Source organism: Streptomyces sudanensis (genome assembly GCF_023614315.1).
GTDB lineage: Bacteria > Actinomycetota > Actinomycetes > Streptomycetales > Streptomycetaceae > Streptomyces > Streptomyces sudanensis.
Window position 1 is genome coordinate 2,742,771 of record NZ_CP095474.1, and the last position, 15,270, is coordinate 2,758,040.

Genomic DNA, 15,270 nt, shown 5'->3' on the forward strand with positions numbered 1-15,270 from the left:
ACGCACAGAGCCTCCAGATCAAGCCGGACAACGCCACCGCCACCGTGGGCGACATCGAGGTCCTGAACGCCGTCGTGATCACCCCGGCCGAAGGCGCCGAGGGTCCGGCGGCCCTCTCCGCCACCCTCTTCAACGGCAGTTCCACGGCCGAGACGCTGGAGGCCGTCCAGTTCCCGGGCTCCAAGGCCAAGGCCGAGCTGAAGCCCGCCAAGGGCTCCGGCCCCCTCACCATCCCCGCCGGCGGCTCCCTGATCCTCGGCGGCAAGGGCAACGCCGCCGTCGTGATCGAGGGGCTCGAGGAGTCCGCCAGGGGCGGCGCCCAGGAGGTCGTCTTCCGGCTCAGCAAGACCGGTGACGTGAAGCTCCAGGCGCTCGTCCACGCCACGGGCAGCTACTACGACAACTTCGGGCCGACCCCCGCGGCCTCGTCCCCCGCGGCCCNGTCCCCGGCCGCCTCCCCCGCCCCGTCCGCCGGTACGCCTTCGGGCTCGCCGTCGGGCAAGCCGAAGCCGAACACGTCGCCGGGCGGCTCGGACGCCCCGACGGAGCCGGCCGACGGCGCGGGCGGCGGCCACGGCCACTGACGCCGGACCCCCTGTCCGCGCACGGGGGCACCGCACGACGCGAGGGGCGCCCCGCCGGTCTCACCGGTGGGGCGCCCCTCGCGTCGTGCGGCACGGGGCCGCCGTCTCTACGGCTCGAACTTGTAGCCCAGGCCGCGGACGGTGACCAGGTAGCGCGGGGCGCCCGGGTCGGGCTCGATCTTGGCGCGCAGCCGCTTCACGTGCACGTCGAGGGTCTTCGTGTCGCCCACGTAGTCGGCGCCCCACACCCGGTCGATGAGCTGCATCCGCGTCAGCACGCGGCCGGCGTTGCGCAGCAGCATCTCCAGTAGGTCGAACTCCTTCAGCGGCAGGTCCACCTTGGTCCCGTCCACCGTCACCACGTGTCGGTCCACGTCCATCCGCACGGGGCCCGCCTCCAGCGCCGCGGGCGCGGTCTCCTCCGGCTCGCCGCGGCGGCGCAGCACCGCGCGGATGCGGGCGACCAGCTCCCGCGAGGAGAAGGGCTTGGTCACGTAGTCGTCGGCGCCTATCTCCAGACCGACCACCTTGTCGATCTCGCTGTCCTTCGCGGTGACCATGATGACCGGCACGTTCGACCGGCTGCGGAGCTGGCGGCAGACCTCCGTGCCGGGCAGCCCGGGCAGCATCAGGTCGAGCAGGACGAGGTCCGCGCCGTTGCGCTCGAACTCGTCGAGTCCCTCCGGCCCGGTGCTCGCGACGGCTACCTCGAATCCCTCCTTGCGGAGCATGTACGACAGGGCGTCGCTAAAGGACTCCTCGTCCTCGACGACAAGCACTCGGGTCACGGAAGGACCTCCGGGGCAGTGAGCGGTTCGTTGGTGATGTCAGAGCTGGGGGTGCGGCCACGGCCCGCGCCCGCCTCGGGGAGGCGGAGGGTGAAGGTGGAGCCCTGGCCCTCGGTGGACCACACGGTCACCTCGCCGCCGTGCGAGGCGGCCACGTGCTTGACGATGGCCAGGCCGAGGCCCGTGCCGCCGGTGGCCCGGGAGCGGGCGGGGTCGACGCGGTAGAAGCGCTCGAAGATGCGCTCCTTGTCCTTGTCGGGGATCCCGATGCCCTGGTCGGTGACGGCGATCTCGACGAGGTCGCCGCCGGGGGCGGGGACGCGGCGGACGGCGATGCCGACGCGGGTGTGGGCCGGGGAGTAGTTGACGGCGTTCTCGACGAGGTTGCCGAGGGCCGCCGCGAGCTGGCCGCGGTGGCCCCAGACCCGCAGGTCGGTCGTGCCTCCGGCGACCATCGAGATGTTCTTGGTGCCGGCCGTGTGGCGGGAGCGGTCGATGTCCTCGTCGACCAGTTCCTCGACGGACACCGGCTCGGCGTCTTCCAGCGGGTCGTCATTCTGGACCCGGGAGAGGTCTATCAGCTCCTGGACGAGGTTGGTCAGCCGGGTCGCCTCGATCTGCATGCGCCCGGCGAACCGGGTCACCGCCTCCGGGTCGTCGGCCGCGTCCATGACCGCCTCGGACAGCAGCGACAGGGCGCCGACGGGCGTCTTCAGCTCGTGGCTGACGTTCGCGACGAAGTCGCGGCGCACGGCCTCGATGCGGCGGGCCTCGGTCAGGTCCTCGACGAGGAGGAGCACCAGCCGGGAGCCGAGCGGCGCCACCCGCGCGGAGACGGCGAGGGCGTCGCCCCGGCCCGTGCCGCGCCGCGGCAGGTCCAGCTCGACCTGGCGTATCTCCCCGTCGCGCCGGGTGTCGCGGGCCATCTGCAGCATCTGGTCCACGGCCAGCTTCCCGCCGCGGACCAGACCGAGCGCGTACGCCGCGGAGCTCGCCTTCACCACCGAGTCGCCCTCGTCGAGCACGACGGCGGAGGAGCGCAGCACGGACAGGACCGTGTCGACGCCGGGGGGCAGGACTGCGTCCGTGTGCAGCGACGTCCGGGTGGGCCTCGCCTGGTCGCGTTCGCTCCAGCGGAACGCGAGCACAGCGATGGCGCCGGTGAGCAGACCGGCGATCGCTGCCAATGCGGCGACCGCCGCGTTCACGTCCATGCGTCCAGGTTAGGCACGCCCGACGGGGCGCTCCCAGCCGTTCGAGCAGCTGATCGAACAGTCGTCGCCCAGAGTTCACTGAGGGGACGGTGGCGGTTCACTTGTGGGGGAGGCCCCGGACGTGTCACCCCGTGACCGTGGGAACGTGGGGTCCGAACACCACCCAGCCCCATCGGGACCCCGAGCGTAGTGAGAGAGGGACATCCATGCGGGACGCGTACCACGAGGAACTGGACTCGATCGGTGAGGCACTGGTCGAGATGGCCCGGTTGGTCGGGTCGGCGATCGGACGCGCCACGACGGCGATGCTCGACGCGGACCTCAAGCTGGCGGAGGCGGTGATCGCCGCCGACCAGAAGATCGACGACCTCCAGCACGACCTGGAGGCCCGCGCGATAGCGCTGCTGGCGCGCCAGCAGCCGGTGGCGACGGATCTGCGGATCGTCGTGACCTCGCTGCGCATGAGCGCCGACCTGGAGCGCTCCGGCGACCTGGCCCAGCACGTGGCGAAGCTGGCCCGGCTGCGCTTCCCGGAGCGGGCGGTCCCGCGCGACCTGCACGCCACCATCCTGGAGATGGGCCAGCTCGCGCAGCGCCTGATGGCCAAGGCCGCGGAGGTCATCATCACCAAGGACGTCGACCTGGCGCTCCAGCTGGAGCAGGACGACGACGAGATGGACCTGCTGCACCGGACGCTGTTCCGGCACCTGATGGACCACCGCTGGAGCCACGGCATCGAGACGGCCGTCGACGTCACCCTGCTGGGCCGCTACTACGAGCGCTTCGCGGACCACGCGGTGTCGGTGGCGAAGCGGGTGGTGTACCTGGTGACGGGCGAGCACGCGGACGAGATCCAGCAGTCGGAGACGCCCGTCGAGGGTGCGTGAGGCGCACCTGACGGGGCGGTGCGGCGCCGGGGGCGCCCGCAGAGGCGAAACCGGTGTGTCGGGGTGGTTCCCGGGGGGGTCCGGTGTGCCGGGGCGGCGCCGTGGGAGGTGCCGCCGGGGGGCCGGTGCGCACGGGAGCGGCGCCGTGGGGGCTCGATACTCCTGGGACGGCGCCGGGGGCCTTGGACGGCGGTTCCGGTGTGGTGGAACAGCGCTCCGAGGGGCTGGGGGCGCCCGGTGGTGCGGTGGGGGCGCGAAGACGGGACGGCGCCTCCGTGCGCCGTTGATGCGCCCGCATCGGCGGTCGTGCAATGGGGCGAAGCGACACAGGCCCCGCTGAGGAGGAAGCTATGGCAGATTCCCGCACGATCCGGTCCGGCCAGGAAGCTCCCGTCGAAACCCCGCCGCTGCCCCTGCTCGGCGCCTGCGGATGCGGTTCCGGCTGCAGCTGCGGCTGCCAGTCGGGCGGCTCGTGCTCGTGCGGCGCCGCCTGCGGATGACCGCGACGGCCGTGTGACGGCGGCCGTGTGACGGCCCCGCGTGCAGCGGCGGACGGAGAAGGCCGCCGCTGCACGCGAGGACGGGACCGCCGGTCCCGCGCCCACGGGCCCACCTCGCCCCGCCCCGTACGACGGGCCCCGTGCCGCGACCTTGGGTTCTATCGGTCCTCGCAACACCCGTGATCTGTGGGAGTTGCGAGGACCGTGGGTGTTGAACGTGATCTTGCGGGGTTGCGGAAGCGTTTCCTCGTACGGCTGGATGCTGTGGGGAACGTGACGGTGGTGGCGCGTGAGCTGGGGGTGAACCGGAACACCGCTTTCGGCTGGGCCCGGAGGGCGGGACACCGTTCGCAGCGCCTGCCGCGTCGGCATCCTCGGCGGGACGAGTACGAGCGACTGCGCGCCACGGGCACCTCGCAGTCCGAGGCCGCCCGGCGCGTCGGGGTGAACGAGCGCACGGCCAGGGACTGGGACTGGGGCGTCAAGAAGACCGCAACGACCAGGACGTATGCCGACGGCCGCCGTGTCGACTACGCGACGGGGACCGCCACGATGTGCGGTGTGACCACAGCATCAGTGGGTCTGACGGCCCTGGACAAGCAGTTGCATCCCCGGTTCTTGACTCTGGCCGAGCGCGAGCAGATCCGTGATCTACGTGCGGCAGGCCACTCGCTGCGGGCGATCGGACGCGCCCTGGGCCGGCCGGCCAGCACCATCAAGCGGGAGATCGACGCGAACGCCGGCCGCGAGGGCTACCAGCCCTACGCCGCCCACCGGGCCGCCGCAGCGCGCAGGCCCCGGCCCAAGGACCGCAAACTGCTGCGCGAGGGACGGCTGCGCCGCTTCGTCCAGGACGCACTGCGCAAGAGGTGGTCGCCGGAGCAGATCTGCCACGCTCTGAGGATGGAGCATCCCGACGACGAGAGCATGCGGGTGAGCGTGGAGACGGTCTACCAGGCGCTGTATTTCCAGGCCCGCGGCGGCCTGAAGCGGGAAGTGCAGGCCGCGATCCGTTCCGGCCGCACCCGCCGCAAACCACGCCGGGACCCCCAGCGGCGCACCCCGCGGTTCATCGACCCGATGGTGATGATCAGTGACCGTCCCGCCGACGTCGAGGACCGGGCCGTGCCCGGACATTGGGAAGGCGACCTGATCATCGGTGCGGGCGGGCGCTCCGCGATCGCCACCCTGGTCGAGCGCAGCACCCGGTACACCATGCTGGTCCACCTGCCGGGCGGCGCTCACGATGCCCAGACCGTCCGCGACGGCCTCGTCGCCACGATCCAGACCCTGCCCGACCACCTGCGCGGCTCCCTCACCTGGGACCAGGGCAGCGAGATGGCACGCCACAAGCAGTTCACCATGGCCACCGGCATGCCCGTCTACTTCTGCGACCCGGCCTCACCCTGGCAACGCGGCTCCAACGAGAACACCAACGGGCTGCTGCGGCAGTACTTCCCCAAGGGCACCGACCTGAGCCCGCACACCCCCGAAGACCTCGAACACGTCGCCCAGGAACTCAACGGCCGCCCACGCAAGACGCTCGACTGGGATACCCCAGCCGAGCGTCTACGTGATCTACTCACCACCTGAAACCAAGCGGTGTTGCGACGACCCCTTGAACCCAAGGACCCGGCCGGGGCCCTGTGCATGTCGGCGGTTCTGTTGCCCGGCAGTCGGCCCGGCGGCCGCGGTGGTCCCGGTCCGCCGGGGCGCCCCGAGGACTCCCCCGGCCGGATCCCGTACGGACCTGGTTCGTACGGATCTGGTTCGTACGGACCCGGTTCGTACGGACCCGGTTCGTACGTCCGACGGGTCGTGCCCGGGAGTCGGCGGACCGCCGCGGGCTCCTCGGGAGGGGCTTTCCCGCATCCGCCCGGAAGGGTGCCGCCCCTTTCATCGCCCGGAGGCGTTCCGCCCCGTCTCCTTCGAGCCGTTCCCGCACGTTTCCTCCGCGAGCCAGCCCTCGATGAGGAACTTGCCGATGGAGTCCGGCCGGTAACCGTGCCCGGCCGCGACGTGGTCGCGCAGTTCGGCGGAGGTGAACCAGCGCGCTTCCACCACCTCCGTGCCGTCGACCGCCGTGGCGGTCGACGCGGCCCGGGCCCGGAACCCCACCATGAGCCCGGCGGGGAACGGCCATGCCTGGGAGCCCTGGTAGACGACGTCCTCGACCACGACACCGGCCTCCTCGAAGACCTCGCGCCGGACCGCGTCCTCCAGGCTCTCGCCGACCTCGACGAACCCGGCCAGGGTGCTGAACGCCTCCGGGCCGGACCCGGCGTGCCGGCCGAGCAGGCAGTGCCGGGGCTCCCCGGCGCTTTCCACCAGGACGATCACGGCCGGTTCGATCCGGGGGAAGAGCAGCTTGCCGCAGTCGGCGCAGACCCGCAGGTGCCCGCCGTCGCGGCTGTCGGCGCTCCCGCCGCAGGCACCGCAGAACCGCTGGTTGCGGTTCCAGTGGGTGAGGCCCCGCGCATAGGCGAGGAGACCCGCCTCCGCCCGGTCGAGGCCCGGCACGAGGGCGCGTACGTGCTGTACGGCGTCGGCTCCGGCCATGGCCAGCGCTTCGTCCCGGGACAGGCCGGACAGGTCGGCCGCGAACACCGCGACCTCACCGTCGAGCCCCAGGAACACCAACTCCGGTGCGGCGTCGAGCAGTTTCCGTGACGTCACCGAACCGGGCGACACCGGTGCGCCGTCCCGCACCAGGCACCGGTCCCGCCAGAGCGGGACGACCCGGATGCCGGGACCGGCGGCCAGGTCCTCGACCCACGCGGCGTCGGCACGACGGTTGCCCGCCCGGTCGAGTTCGAGCCCGAAGTAGTGCACGAAAACGCTCCTGCCTTCCGTGTTCCTCGTACAGGGCGGCTCGTCTCCGGCTGCGCGCCACGGTGGAGCGATCGGCGAGAGGCGCCGAGCAGAACGGATCCGGCGGCCGGATCACCCGGGCAGTCCCCCGGGAGACCGGCGACAGCATCCCATATCGCCCGCGCCGCACACCCTGATCCGGACAATTCCGTTGCAACGTCAGGAAACCCTGCCCCGGGCGCCTTTCCGGCGGAACGCAGACCTGCGCCGGGGTACGGCCCGGCAGTTCGACCGGCCGACCGGTCGTCGAGCCGGCCCGGTCCGACGGCACCCTCGCGGTGGAAGCGCAGTGAGCCGGCACCGGCGCCGGCGTCCTCGTCCCACCGTCCGCACACCACGGCGAGCGACCGGCTCCGACTTCTCACAGCCCGGGCCGGCCGGGCCGCCGAGCCGTCGTCTTGGGGAGCTCTCCGGCCTCACGGGCTTCACACGCCCCTCGACTTCGCACGCCCTTCGGCTTCACACGTCCCTCGGTTTCACACGCCCTTCGGCTTCACACGTCCCTCGGCTTCACACGCCCTTCGGCTTCACACGGGACAACCGGCGACCCGCGTTCCGGCTACCGGCGGGCGGCCTGCCCGAGTACAGCCCGGCGGCCGGTTACTTCTGCTTCTGCTTCTGCTTCTTCTTCGCCTTGCGCTTCTGCACCTCGCAGGAGGACCACTCGCCGCGGTGTCGCTGCGATCGCGCGTGCTTGTCCTGCTGCGTGCTGGAGTGCCTGGGCTGCCTGGTCGGCGTCGTCGGTGTTCAGCAGGATCTCTTGTGCCGAGAGGATCGAGAGCCTGACGGTGCCGTCGTGCAGGTGTAGGGCTACGTCGACTTCTCTGCCGTGGCTGCTGCGTCACGGATTTCGTCCAGGCCCGGATCGCTTGCGAACACGCTCATGTTCCGATGCTCCACAGCGGGGCGTCGTACTGCTCGGGTCGGCTGTGGATGAGGAGTCGGCGAAGCTCGTCGCGCTGGGAGCCGCCGAGGCTCAGGGCCTCGGTGATGCGACGGAACGTCGTGTGGGTGACTCCGCGGGTGCGGGCCTCGCTCTGGAACTGGTCGAGCCGGGACAGTACGTCGTCGGGGTCCGGCTTCGTCGGTGGCCGCGCGGTGAGCCGTGCCGCCTTGTTGCGCTCGTAGTCGATCTCCGAGAAGCCGCAGATCTCACGGCTGTACGCCTCGGCCTCGTCCAGGGTGGCGGTCGTCATGACGGCGCGGGCCAGGTTGTTGCGGCTCACCGCGTCGTCCAGGTCGACTTCGTGGACCGTCGGCCCTTCGTCGGTGAGGGGTACGGGAAGGCCGGCGTCGCGCACCTCGCAGATGCCGCGGGTTCCTCGGGCCGTTGCGGCGAGCATGGCGGTGGCCTCTGAAGGGTGCCACTCCAGGATGCTGCCGATCGTCTCCACGTCCTCAGCCGTGAAGGTGTGGACGGACGTGCCGAACAGAGGGCGCAGGTCGTCGGCGGAGATTTCGCCGTCCAGCCCGGGGCCTGCGACCAGGAGACGGATCGGGGTGTCGATCCGGCAGCAGGCGGCGAGGGTGAGGGCGTCGGCGAGTGGGCTCTTGAGGGTGGGTTCGTCGCCCTGGGCGAGGATGTCGCCTCCGACGTCGAGCAGATCGATCGATGCCGGCGCCAGGTGGGACACCAACTCCTCGAGTTGGCGGGTGACGCCTTCGGCGCCGTGGTGCGGGTCGAGCAGGGCCAGGGTGTGCGGAAGCTCTGCCGCGAGACGCGGGAGCGTGGAGCCCGCCGGGGCGATCGGCCGGGCCTCGGCGGGCACCGACCATACGGACCGAGTGACGGGTTCGAGTCCCGTGAAGCTGTCGGTTCCTCGTGGCCCCGGGAGCGGGTCGACCAGGAGGCGGTCCCATGCGTACGTGAGGATCACCGCCTGGTCCTCGTCGCCGTAGAGGGCGGCGTGAAGCATGGCGGCGGCGACTGCGTCGCCCCCTCCTCCTGCTGCGACGATCAACCGCGTCATGCGCTAAGGCTACGGGTCCACGGGTTGGCCACTCACCCTATAGTGGCCAAACGGCGTAGCCATTTGGACGAGGGAGGGAGGGGAAATGCCGCAGATCGAAGAGGCCCGGCCGAAGTATCTCCAGATCGCCCACTACATCCGTGACCAGATCCTTCGGGGTGACCTGCGGCCGGGGGACGAGGTTCCCTCGGAACGGCAGCTCGCCGCGGACTGGAAGGTGTCCCGGCCCACGGCTGCACGGGCGTTGGAGGCGCTGAGCCGTCAGGGCTTGGTCGAGAAGCGCCAGGGCTCGGGAACGTACGTACGCGGTCTCGAAGTGAACCGGCGTGCACGCGAGTTGTACGGGCGCGCACGGCAGACCGGGAAGATCTACACGCCCGGGGAGTACGCGGTGATCACTTCGGCCGGTTGGCTGGAGGCTCCGGATCACGTCGCCGAGGCGCTGGGGCTGGTGAAGGATCGCCGGGCCGTGCACCGCCGGCGCGTGACCAACGACCAGGACGGCCCGATCGCGCTGTCCACTTCGTGGTTCACTCCGGACGTCGGCCAACGGGCGCCCAGGCTCATGGACCCCGAGCGGATCCAGGAGGGGACGCTCCTGTACATGGAGCGGATGACCGGGCGGCAAGGCAGCTACGCCGAGGATCGTATGTGCGCTCGGGCCGCCACGAACGAGGAGGCGGCCGACCTGCGGTTGGAGCCGGGGTCCGCGGTCCTCGTCGTCCATCACGTCGTCTTCGACCTCCAGGACCGCCCTCTGGAGTTCGCCGAAGCCACCTACCCGCCGCACCGCTGGGCGTTCGAGCAGGGCTACCCACTGGCCTGACGGCTCGCCAGTTCCGGCGAACCACTTGCGCCTCTCAAGTGGCTAATGCCACTATCCAGAAGTGGCCAAGGCCACTTGAAAGAGAAGAGGCACGCCGTGACGAGTCGGCGGCCGGTACAGGGCGCGCGGTCAGCTTGCCGGGGGTGTCGGGGGCGTGGTGGGAAGCGCGTCGGCTCCCGTACGGCGCTGGCGCTCTCCACGGCCGATGACCGCAGCCGTGCCACGTCGAAGCGGCACTGCCTCGACTGCGACGGCAGTGGCAAGGAGTGAGCACGCATGGCTTACACGATCGACCGTTACCCCTGTGGGGACTCGCCGCGGCTCGGAGCGATGACCTTGCCTCCGGCCCCTGAGTCCGTGCCCCGTGCCCGGCGCTGGTTCCGGAAGTTCATCGCTCCGTACGATCCGGCCTGCTCGGTCGACGACTGTGCGCTGATGATCTCGGAGCTGGTGATCAACGCCATCCGTTACGGGAAATCGGATGAGCCCTGGCTGGTTCGGGTCGAGTGGTACCGCGTAGGGGCTTCGCTCCGCGTCGACGTGCACAACCCGGGCTTCCCGACCAACGTGCGGCTGCGGCACCCGGAGGCGGACGACGCCCACGGGCGGGGGCTGCTCCTGGTCGACTCCCTCGCCGACTCCTGGCGTTACGGGCCCAGTTGCTTCGGTGGAACGGTCGTCTCCTTCATGGTCGCCGATGCCTGGCCGACGTGATGGGGCGCCCCGCCTCCTTCACTGTCCCGGCCGTGCGCGGAATCCCACGAGAACAACATGCGGCCCTCCGCCCCTTCTCCGCCCCGGTGCTCTGGACGCAGGTAAGAAAATCAAGGCTCCCGCCGAGTACCCGGGTCATTCCGACCCCGGCCTGACTCTGCGGGCGTACGCCCCTCTCATGCCGAACAGCCGCGAGCGCACCCGAAAAGCCGTGGCTGCCGTCTTCGAGTGCGCATACGCTCCCGTTCGCCGAGGCGGGAGGGCGAGATGTCCGACGGAGAGTCCACCGAGTACTACACGCTGCTCTGCGACGACCCGTCCCACGAGGTGGTGCTCATCGGCTGCGGGTCCCGCGAGATGGATGTGATCCGAGCAGTGCGCACGGTGACCGGGTTGAGCTTGTGGCACAGCCGGGACCTGGCGCGCCGAGCGCCCGTCACCCTCCTTGGGGGTCTGTCCGCGTACAGGGCCCGGTCCGCTGTCGCCGTGCTCCAGAGCGTCGGCGCCAGAGCGGAGTGGCGGCAGGAGCCGGAGCCCGGAGAGCGCACGGCCCCGTCGCCCTAACGGTCCGGAGACGGCCCAGAGACAGCGAAAAGCCCCCTGCCCGCGGAGAACCCGCGGGCAGGGGGCTTGTTCGTGGGCGGTTACTTCTTCTTGCCCTGGTTCCTCACGGCCTCGATGGCGGCTGCCGCGGCCTCCGGGTCGAGGTACGTGCCGCCCGGGGTGACCGGCTTGAAGTCGGCGTCGAGCTCGTAGTACAGCGGGATGCCGGTGGGGATGTTCAGGCCCGCGATGTCGGTGTCGGAGATGCCGTCCAGGTGCTTGACCAGGGCGCGGAGGCTGTTGCCGTGGGCGGCCACCAGGACCGTGCGGCCGGTCAGCAGGTCGGGGACGATGCCGTCGTACCAGTACGGCAGCATGCGGGTGACGACGTCCTTCAGGCACTCCGTGCGGGGGCGCAGCTCCGGCGGGATCGTCGCGTAGCGCGCGTCGCCGGCCTGGGAGAACTCGTTGTCGTCGGCGAGGACCGGCGGCGGGGTGTCGTACGAGCGGCGCCAGAGCATGAACTGCTCCTCGCCGAACTCGGCGAGCGTCTGCGCCTTGTCCTTGCCCTGCAGCGCGCCGTAGTGCCGCTCGTTCAGCCGCCAGGAGCGGTGGACCGGGATCCAGTGGCGGTCGGCGGTCTCCAGGGCGAGCTGCGCGGTGCGGATCGCGCGCTTCAGGAGGGACGTGTGGAGCACGTCGGGAAGCAGACCGGCGTCCTTGAGCAGCTCGCCTCCGCGGACCGCCTCCTTCTCGCCCTTCTCGGTGAGGTTGACGTCCACCCAGCCGGTGAACAGGTTCTTCGCGTTCCACTCGCTCTCGCCGTGGCGGAGGAGGATCAGCTTGTACGGTGCGTCGGCCATGCGTACGAGGTTAATGGACGCCTTCGGCGCCCCCGACGCCGGAACGCTTGACGGTCTCCGTCAATTCACTGGCCGTCGATCCGTGGAAGCTTGTAAGTTCCGAAGAGGTAGTCAGCCACTTACCGGGGGGTCCATGTGTTCATCGTCCCGCTCATACGCTCGGCGCGTCGCTCGGTGTCCGGCCTCCCCGGGGGGTTCTGGTGGCTGTGGCTGTCGACGCTGGTGAACCGCACGGGCGCGTTCGTCCTGACGTTCCTGTCCCTCTTCCTCACCCAGGAGCTGGGCTTCTCCGGCTGGTACGCGGGGCTCGTCGTCGCGCTGCACGGGCTCGGCGGCATCGCCGGATCACCGCTGGGCGGCCTGCTCAGCGACCGGTGGGGCCGCCGGCCGACGATGGTGGCCGGGCACCTGGCGGCGGCCGTGTGCGCGGCGGCGCTGGCCGTGGTGACCAGCGCGTGGGCGGTCGCGGCGGTGGTGCTGCTGATGGGCGTGGCGATGCAGTCGGTCCGGCCCGCCATCGGCGCGACCATCGCGGACCAGGTGCCGGAGCACGACCGGCGGCGGGCGTACGCCCTGAACTACTGGGCGCTCAACCTGGGCTTCGCCATCGCCGCGATCGGCGGCGGCGCCGCGCTGTTCCTCGGCTACCGGACGCTGTTCCTGGTGGAGGCCGTCGCGACGGCGCTGTGCGCGGTGATCGTCTTCGTGCGGCTGCCGGAGACGCGGCCCGAGGCGCCGTCGGACGCGGACGGGAAGCGGACCGTCGAGCCCCGGATGACGACGCTGGACGTGCTGCGGGACGGGCCGTTCCGGACGCTGGTGCTGCTGAGCCTGCTCGTGTGCACCGTCTTCAGCACTCCGTGGGTGGGCCTGCCGCTGACCATGACGGCCGAGGGTCTGGAGCCGGAGGCGTACGGCGTGGTCATCGCGGTGAACGGCGTGGTCATCGTCGGTTTCCAGCTCCTCGTCAACCGGCTCACCGAGGGCCGCTCGCAGGTCGCGCTGCTCGTCCTGTCGGCGCTGCTGTTCGCGGTGGGCATGGGCACGACGGCGCTGGCGGGGTCGGCCCTGGCGTTCGCGGCGACCGTGGTCGTGTGGACGATCGGCGAGATGGTCTACATCCCGGTGAACGCCGCCGCCACCGCCCGGCTGGCGCCGGTCCACGCCCGGGGCCGGTACCAGGGCGTGATGGGGATGGCGTGGTCGGTCGGCGGGTTCGTCGCGCCGGTCACGGCGGGCTGGGTCGTCGAGGGGCCGGGGCCGGACGCGCTGTGGCTGGGCTGCGCCGCCGTCGCGCTGGTGGCCGCCGCCGGGTACGCGCTGATGCGGGGCGTCCTCGACGGGAAGGGGCCGGAGGACGGGCCGGTGGCGGGCAAGGACCCGGTGCTCGACGGCGCCGGGGAGGCGGAGGCCGGGGAGGCCGACGCCGAGGGGGCCCGGATCGGCGTGGTGTGAGGCCGCCGCGCCGGGCGGCGCGGACGGGCCGGGGGCGTACGGTCGCGGGAGTGCCGTACGGCCCTTGGGGCGCGCGGCGGGCCGCCGGGCCCCGCCGGAACCGGCGGACCGCCGGGGCGTCACCCGGGCGGTCGCGCGGGCCGGGGCGTCATTCCGACGGTTGCGTGAGGTGGCTGAAGGCGTCCAGGTTGCGGGTGGACTCGCCGCGGGAGACCCGCCACTCGTACTCCTTGCGGATCGCCGACGCGAAGCCCATCTCCAGGAGCGTGTTGAACGCGCCGTCGGCCGCTTCCAGGACGGACCCCATCAGGCGGTCCAGCTCCTCGAGGGTGACGGCGGCCAGCGGGAGCTTGCCGGTGAGGTAGACGTCGCCGAGCGGGTCGACGGCGTACCCGACGCCGTAGAGCTTGAGGTTCCGCTCCAGCAGCCAGCGGTGGACGTCCGCCTCGTTCTCCTCCGGGTGGCGGATGACGAAGGCGTTGAGGGACAGCGAGTGGTCGCCCAGGCGCAGGGAGAGCGTGGTCGACTGCTTCTTGGTGCCGGGCAGCGTGACGACGTACGAGCCCGGCTCCGGTGACTCCCAAGCCAGGTCGGCGTCGCGCAGTGCGGACTCGATGATCTGCTGTGCGTCAGCCATGGGGCGAGCGTACGCGACGGCGGCGCTCGTGCACGGCAGCCGCGTACACCTCGGCGGTGGCCGAAGCGGCCCGGTCCCAGCCGAAGGACCGCGCGTGGCGCGCGGCGGCGTCGCCGAGGCGGTCGGTGAGGTGCGGGTCGGCGGCGAACCGGGCGAGCACGCGCGCGTAGTCGGCCGGGTCGTGGCCCTCGACCAGGAACCCGGTCTCGCCGTCCCGCACGGCCACCGGCAGGCCGCCGACCGACGCCGCCACGACGGGCGTCCCGGTCGCCTGGGCCTCGATGGCGACGAGCCCGAAGGACTCGCTGTGGGAGGGCATGACGAGGACGCTCGCCGCGCGGAACCAGTCGGCGAGCTCCTCCTGGGCGACCGGCGGGTGGAAGCGGACCACGTCGGCGATGCCCAGCCGGGCCGCCAGCTTCTGCAGGCCCTCCGGCTTGGCGAGGCCGCTCCCGCTGGGCCCGCCGACGACGGGGACGACCGTGCGGGGGCGCAGCGACGGGTCGGTGTCGAGGAGCCGGGCGACGGCGTGGAGCAGGACGTCAGGGGCCTTGAGAGGCTGTATGCGGCCGGCGAAGAGGGGTACGAAAGCGTCCTGCGGCAGGCCCAGGCGGGCCCGTGCGGCGGCGCGGCCGTCGGCGGGGCGGAAGCGGTCCAGGTTGACGCCGGGGTGGACGACGGCGACCTTCGCGGGGTCGGCGTCGTAGTGGCGGACCAGTTCCTCGGCCTCGCCGGAGGTGTTGGCGATCAGCCGGTCGGAGGCGCGGACGATCTGCGTCTCCCCGATGACGCGGGCGGCGGGCTCGGGGGTGTCGCCCTCGGCGAGCGCGGCGTTCTTGACCTTGGCCATGGTGTGCATGGCGTGGACGAGCGGGACGCCCCACCGTTCGGCGGCGAGCCAGCCGACGTGGCCGCTGAGCCAGTAGTGGGAGTGGACCAGGTCGTAGTGGCCGGGCCGGTTGCGGGCCCAGGCGCGCATGACACCGTGGGTGAAGGCGCACAGCTGGGCGGGGAGGTCCTCCTTGTTGAGGCCCTCGTACGGGCCGGCCTCGACGTGCCGCACGAGGACGCCGGGGGCGAGCTCGACGGACCGGGGCAGGCCGCCCGCGGTCGCCCGGGTGAAGACCTCGACCTCGATGTCGATGGCGGCGAGGCGCTTCGCCAGCTCGACGATGTAGACGTTCATGCCGCCCGCGTCGCCGGTGCCCGGCTGGTGGAGCGGGGAGGTGTGGACGCTCAGCATGGCGACCCGCCGCGGCCCGCGGCGGTGCCGTCCGGGCAGCCTGAGCCGGGGCGGCGGTACCAGGGTGCCGGCGAACCGGGACACGTACTGGCTCACGTCGTCGGTCCTTCCGCTCAGGGGCAGGGGCGGGGCGGCATGGCGAAGGAGNNNNCCCTANNANNNATCCGACGCTGCC

The 15,270-nt window shown here is 71.8% G+C and carries 14 protein-coding genes and 1 pseudogene; 8 read left to right on the plus strand and 7 right to left on the minus strand.

Annotated elements, in window-relative coordinates:
• Positions 1-691: 691 nt before the first annotated feature.
• On the minus strand, positions 692-1,372 hold the full coding sequence (gene phoP / locus MW084_RS12720; RefSeq protein WP_010472784.1) for a two-component system response regulator PhoP: 681 nt from the start codon (positions 1,370-1,372) through the stop codon (positions 692-694).
• The gene (phoR, locus tag MW084_RS12725; protein WP_010472783.1) at positions 1,369-2,586 is read right to left on the minus strand and encodes a two-component system sensor histidine kinase PhoR; all 1,218 of its coding nucleotides are present in this window, start codon (positions 2,584-2,586) and stop codon (positions 1,369-1,371) included. Before phoR ends, phoP begins: the two co-directional genes overlap by 4 nt.
• Before the next feature lie 206 nt (positions 2,587-2,792).
• Here phoR and phoU point away from each other — a divergent pair, with 206 nt between their 5' ends.
• The 3 genes from phoU (at position 2,793) to MW084_RS12740 (ending at position 5,566) form a co-directional block, all read left to right on the plus strand.
• Positions 2,793-3,473 (plus strand): phosphate signaling complex protein PhoU, encoded by a 681-nt coding sequence (phoU, locus tag MW084_RS12730; RefSeq protein ID WP_010472782.1) that lies wholly within the window; start codon positions 2,793-2,795, stop codon positions 3,471-3,473.
• A 350-nt stretch (positions 3,474-3,823) separates the two neighbouring features.
• Positions 3,824-3,973: a hypothetical protein gene (locus MW084_RS12735; RefSeq protein ID WP_169331703.1), complete on the plus strand. Its 150-nt coding sequence runs from the start codon at positions 3,824-3,826 to the stop codon at positions 3,971-3,973.
• Between the two features lie 396 nt (positions 3,974-4,369).
• Positions 4,370-5,566, plus strand: coding sequence for an IS30 family transposase (locus MW084_RS12740; protein WP_420833763.1), 1,197 nt, complete (start codon positions 4,370-4,372; stop codon positions 5,564-5,566).
• Positions 5,567-5,869: 303 nt separating this feature from the next.
• On the opposite strand, the gene nudC is transcribed toward MW084_RS12740, so the two are convergent.
• Positions 5,870-6,805, minus strand: coding sequence for an NAD(+) diphosphatase (nudC, locus tag MW084_RS12745; protein ID WP_010475885.1), 936 nt, complete (start codon positions 6,803-6,805; stop codon positions 5,870-5,872).
• 920 nt (positions 6,806-7,725) lie between these two features.
• Positions 7,726-8,814, minus strand: a complete 1,089-nt coding sequence (locus MW084_RS12750) for a DUF1152 domain-containing protein (RefSeq protein ID WP_078572146.1) — start codon at positions 8,812-8,814, stop codon at positions 7,726-7,728.
• Positions 8,815-8,899: 85 nt separating this feature from the next.
• On the opposite strand from MW084_RS12750, the gene MW084_RS12755 reads away from it, so the two are divergent.
• From MW084_RS12755 to MW084_RS12770, 4 genes and pseudogenes are all read left to right on the plus strand, one after another.
• Positions 8,900-9,640 (plus strand): GntR family transcriptional regulator, encoded by a 741-nt coding sequence (locus MW084_RS12755; RefSeq protein WP_010475889.1) that lies wholly within the window; start codon positions 8,900-8,902, stop codon positions 9,638-9,640.
• 276 nt (positions 9,641-9,916) lie between these two features.
• Positions 9,917-10,354 (plus strand): ATP-binding protein, encoded by a 438-nt coding sequence (locus MW084_RS12760; RefSeq protein ID WP_010475891.1) that lies wholly within the window; start codon positions 9,917-9,919, stop codon positions 10,352-10,354.
• 36 nt (positions 10,355-10,390) lie between these two features.
• Positions 10,391-10,721: pseudogene (locus tag MW084_RS24725) on the plus strand (hypothetical protein); the annotation flags it as partial.
• Positions 10,622-10,918, plus strand: coding sequence for a ribosomal protein L7/L12 (locus tag MW084_RS12770; RefSeq protein WP_010475894.1), 297 nt, complete (start codon positions 10,622-10,624; stop codon positions 10,916-10,918). The pseudogene MW084_RS24725 and the gene MW084_RS12770, both read left to right, overlap by 100 nt.
• Before the next feature lie 80 nt (positions 10,919-10,998).
• On the opposite strand, the gene MW084_RS12775 is transcribed toward MW084_RS12770, so the two are convergent.
• Positions 10,999-11,760: a phosphoglyceromutase gene (locus tag MW084_RS12775; RefSeq protein ID WP_010475896.1), complete on the minus strand. Its 762-nt coding sequence runs from the start codon at positions 11,758-11,760 to the stop codon at positions 10,999-11,001.
• Positions 11,761-11,934: 174 nt separating this feature from the next.
• Here MW084_RS12775 and MW084_RS12780 point away from each other — a divergent pair, with 174 nt between their 5' ends.
• Positions 11,935-13,215, plus strand: coding sequence for an MDR family MFS transporter (locus tag MW084_RS12780; protein ID WP_275563599.1), 1,281 nt, complete (start codon positions 11,935-11,937; stop codon positions 13,213-13,215).
• Between the two features lie 148 nt (positions 13,216-13,363).
• On the opposite strand, the gene MW084_RS12785 is transcribed toward MW084_RS12780, so the two are convergent.
• Together MW084_RS12785 and mshA are read right to left on the minus strand one after the other, a co-directional pair.
• Complete coding sequence (locus MW084_RS12785; RefSeq protein ID WP_010476803.1) at positions 13,364-13,852, minus strand: type III secretion system chaperone family protein; 489 nt, start codon at positions 13,850-13,852, stop codon at positions 13,364-13,366.
• Entirely contained in the window at positions 13,845-15,191 is a 1,347-nt protein-coding gene (mshA, locus tag MW084_RS12790; RefSeq protein WP_255115003.1) for a D-inositol-3-phosphate glycosyltransferase, read from the minus strand. Before mshA ends, MW084_RS12785 begins: the two co-directional genes overlap by 8 nt.
• Positions 15,192-15,270: the final 79 nt, after the last annotated feature.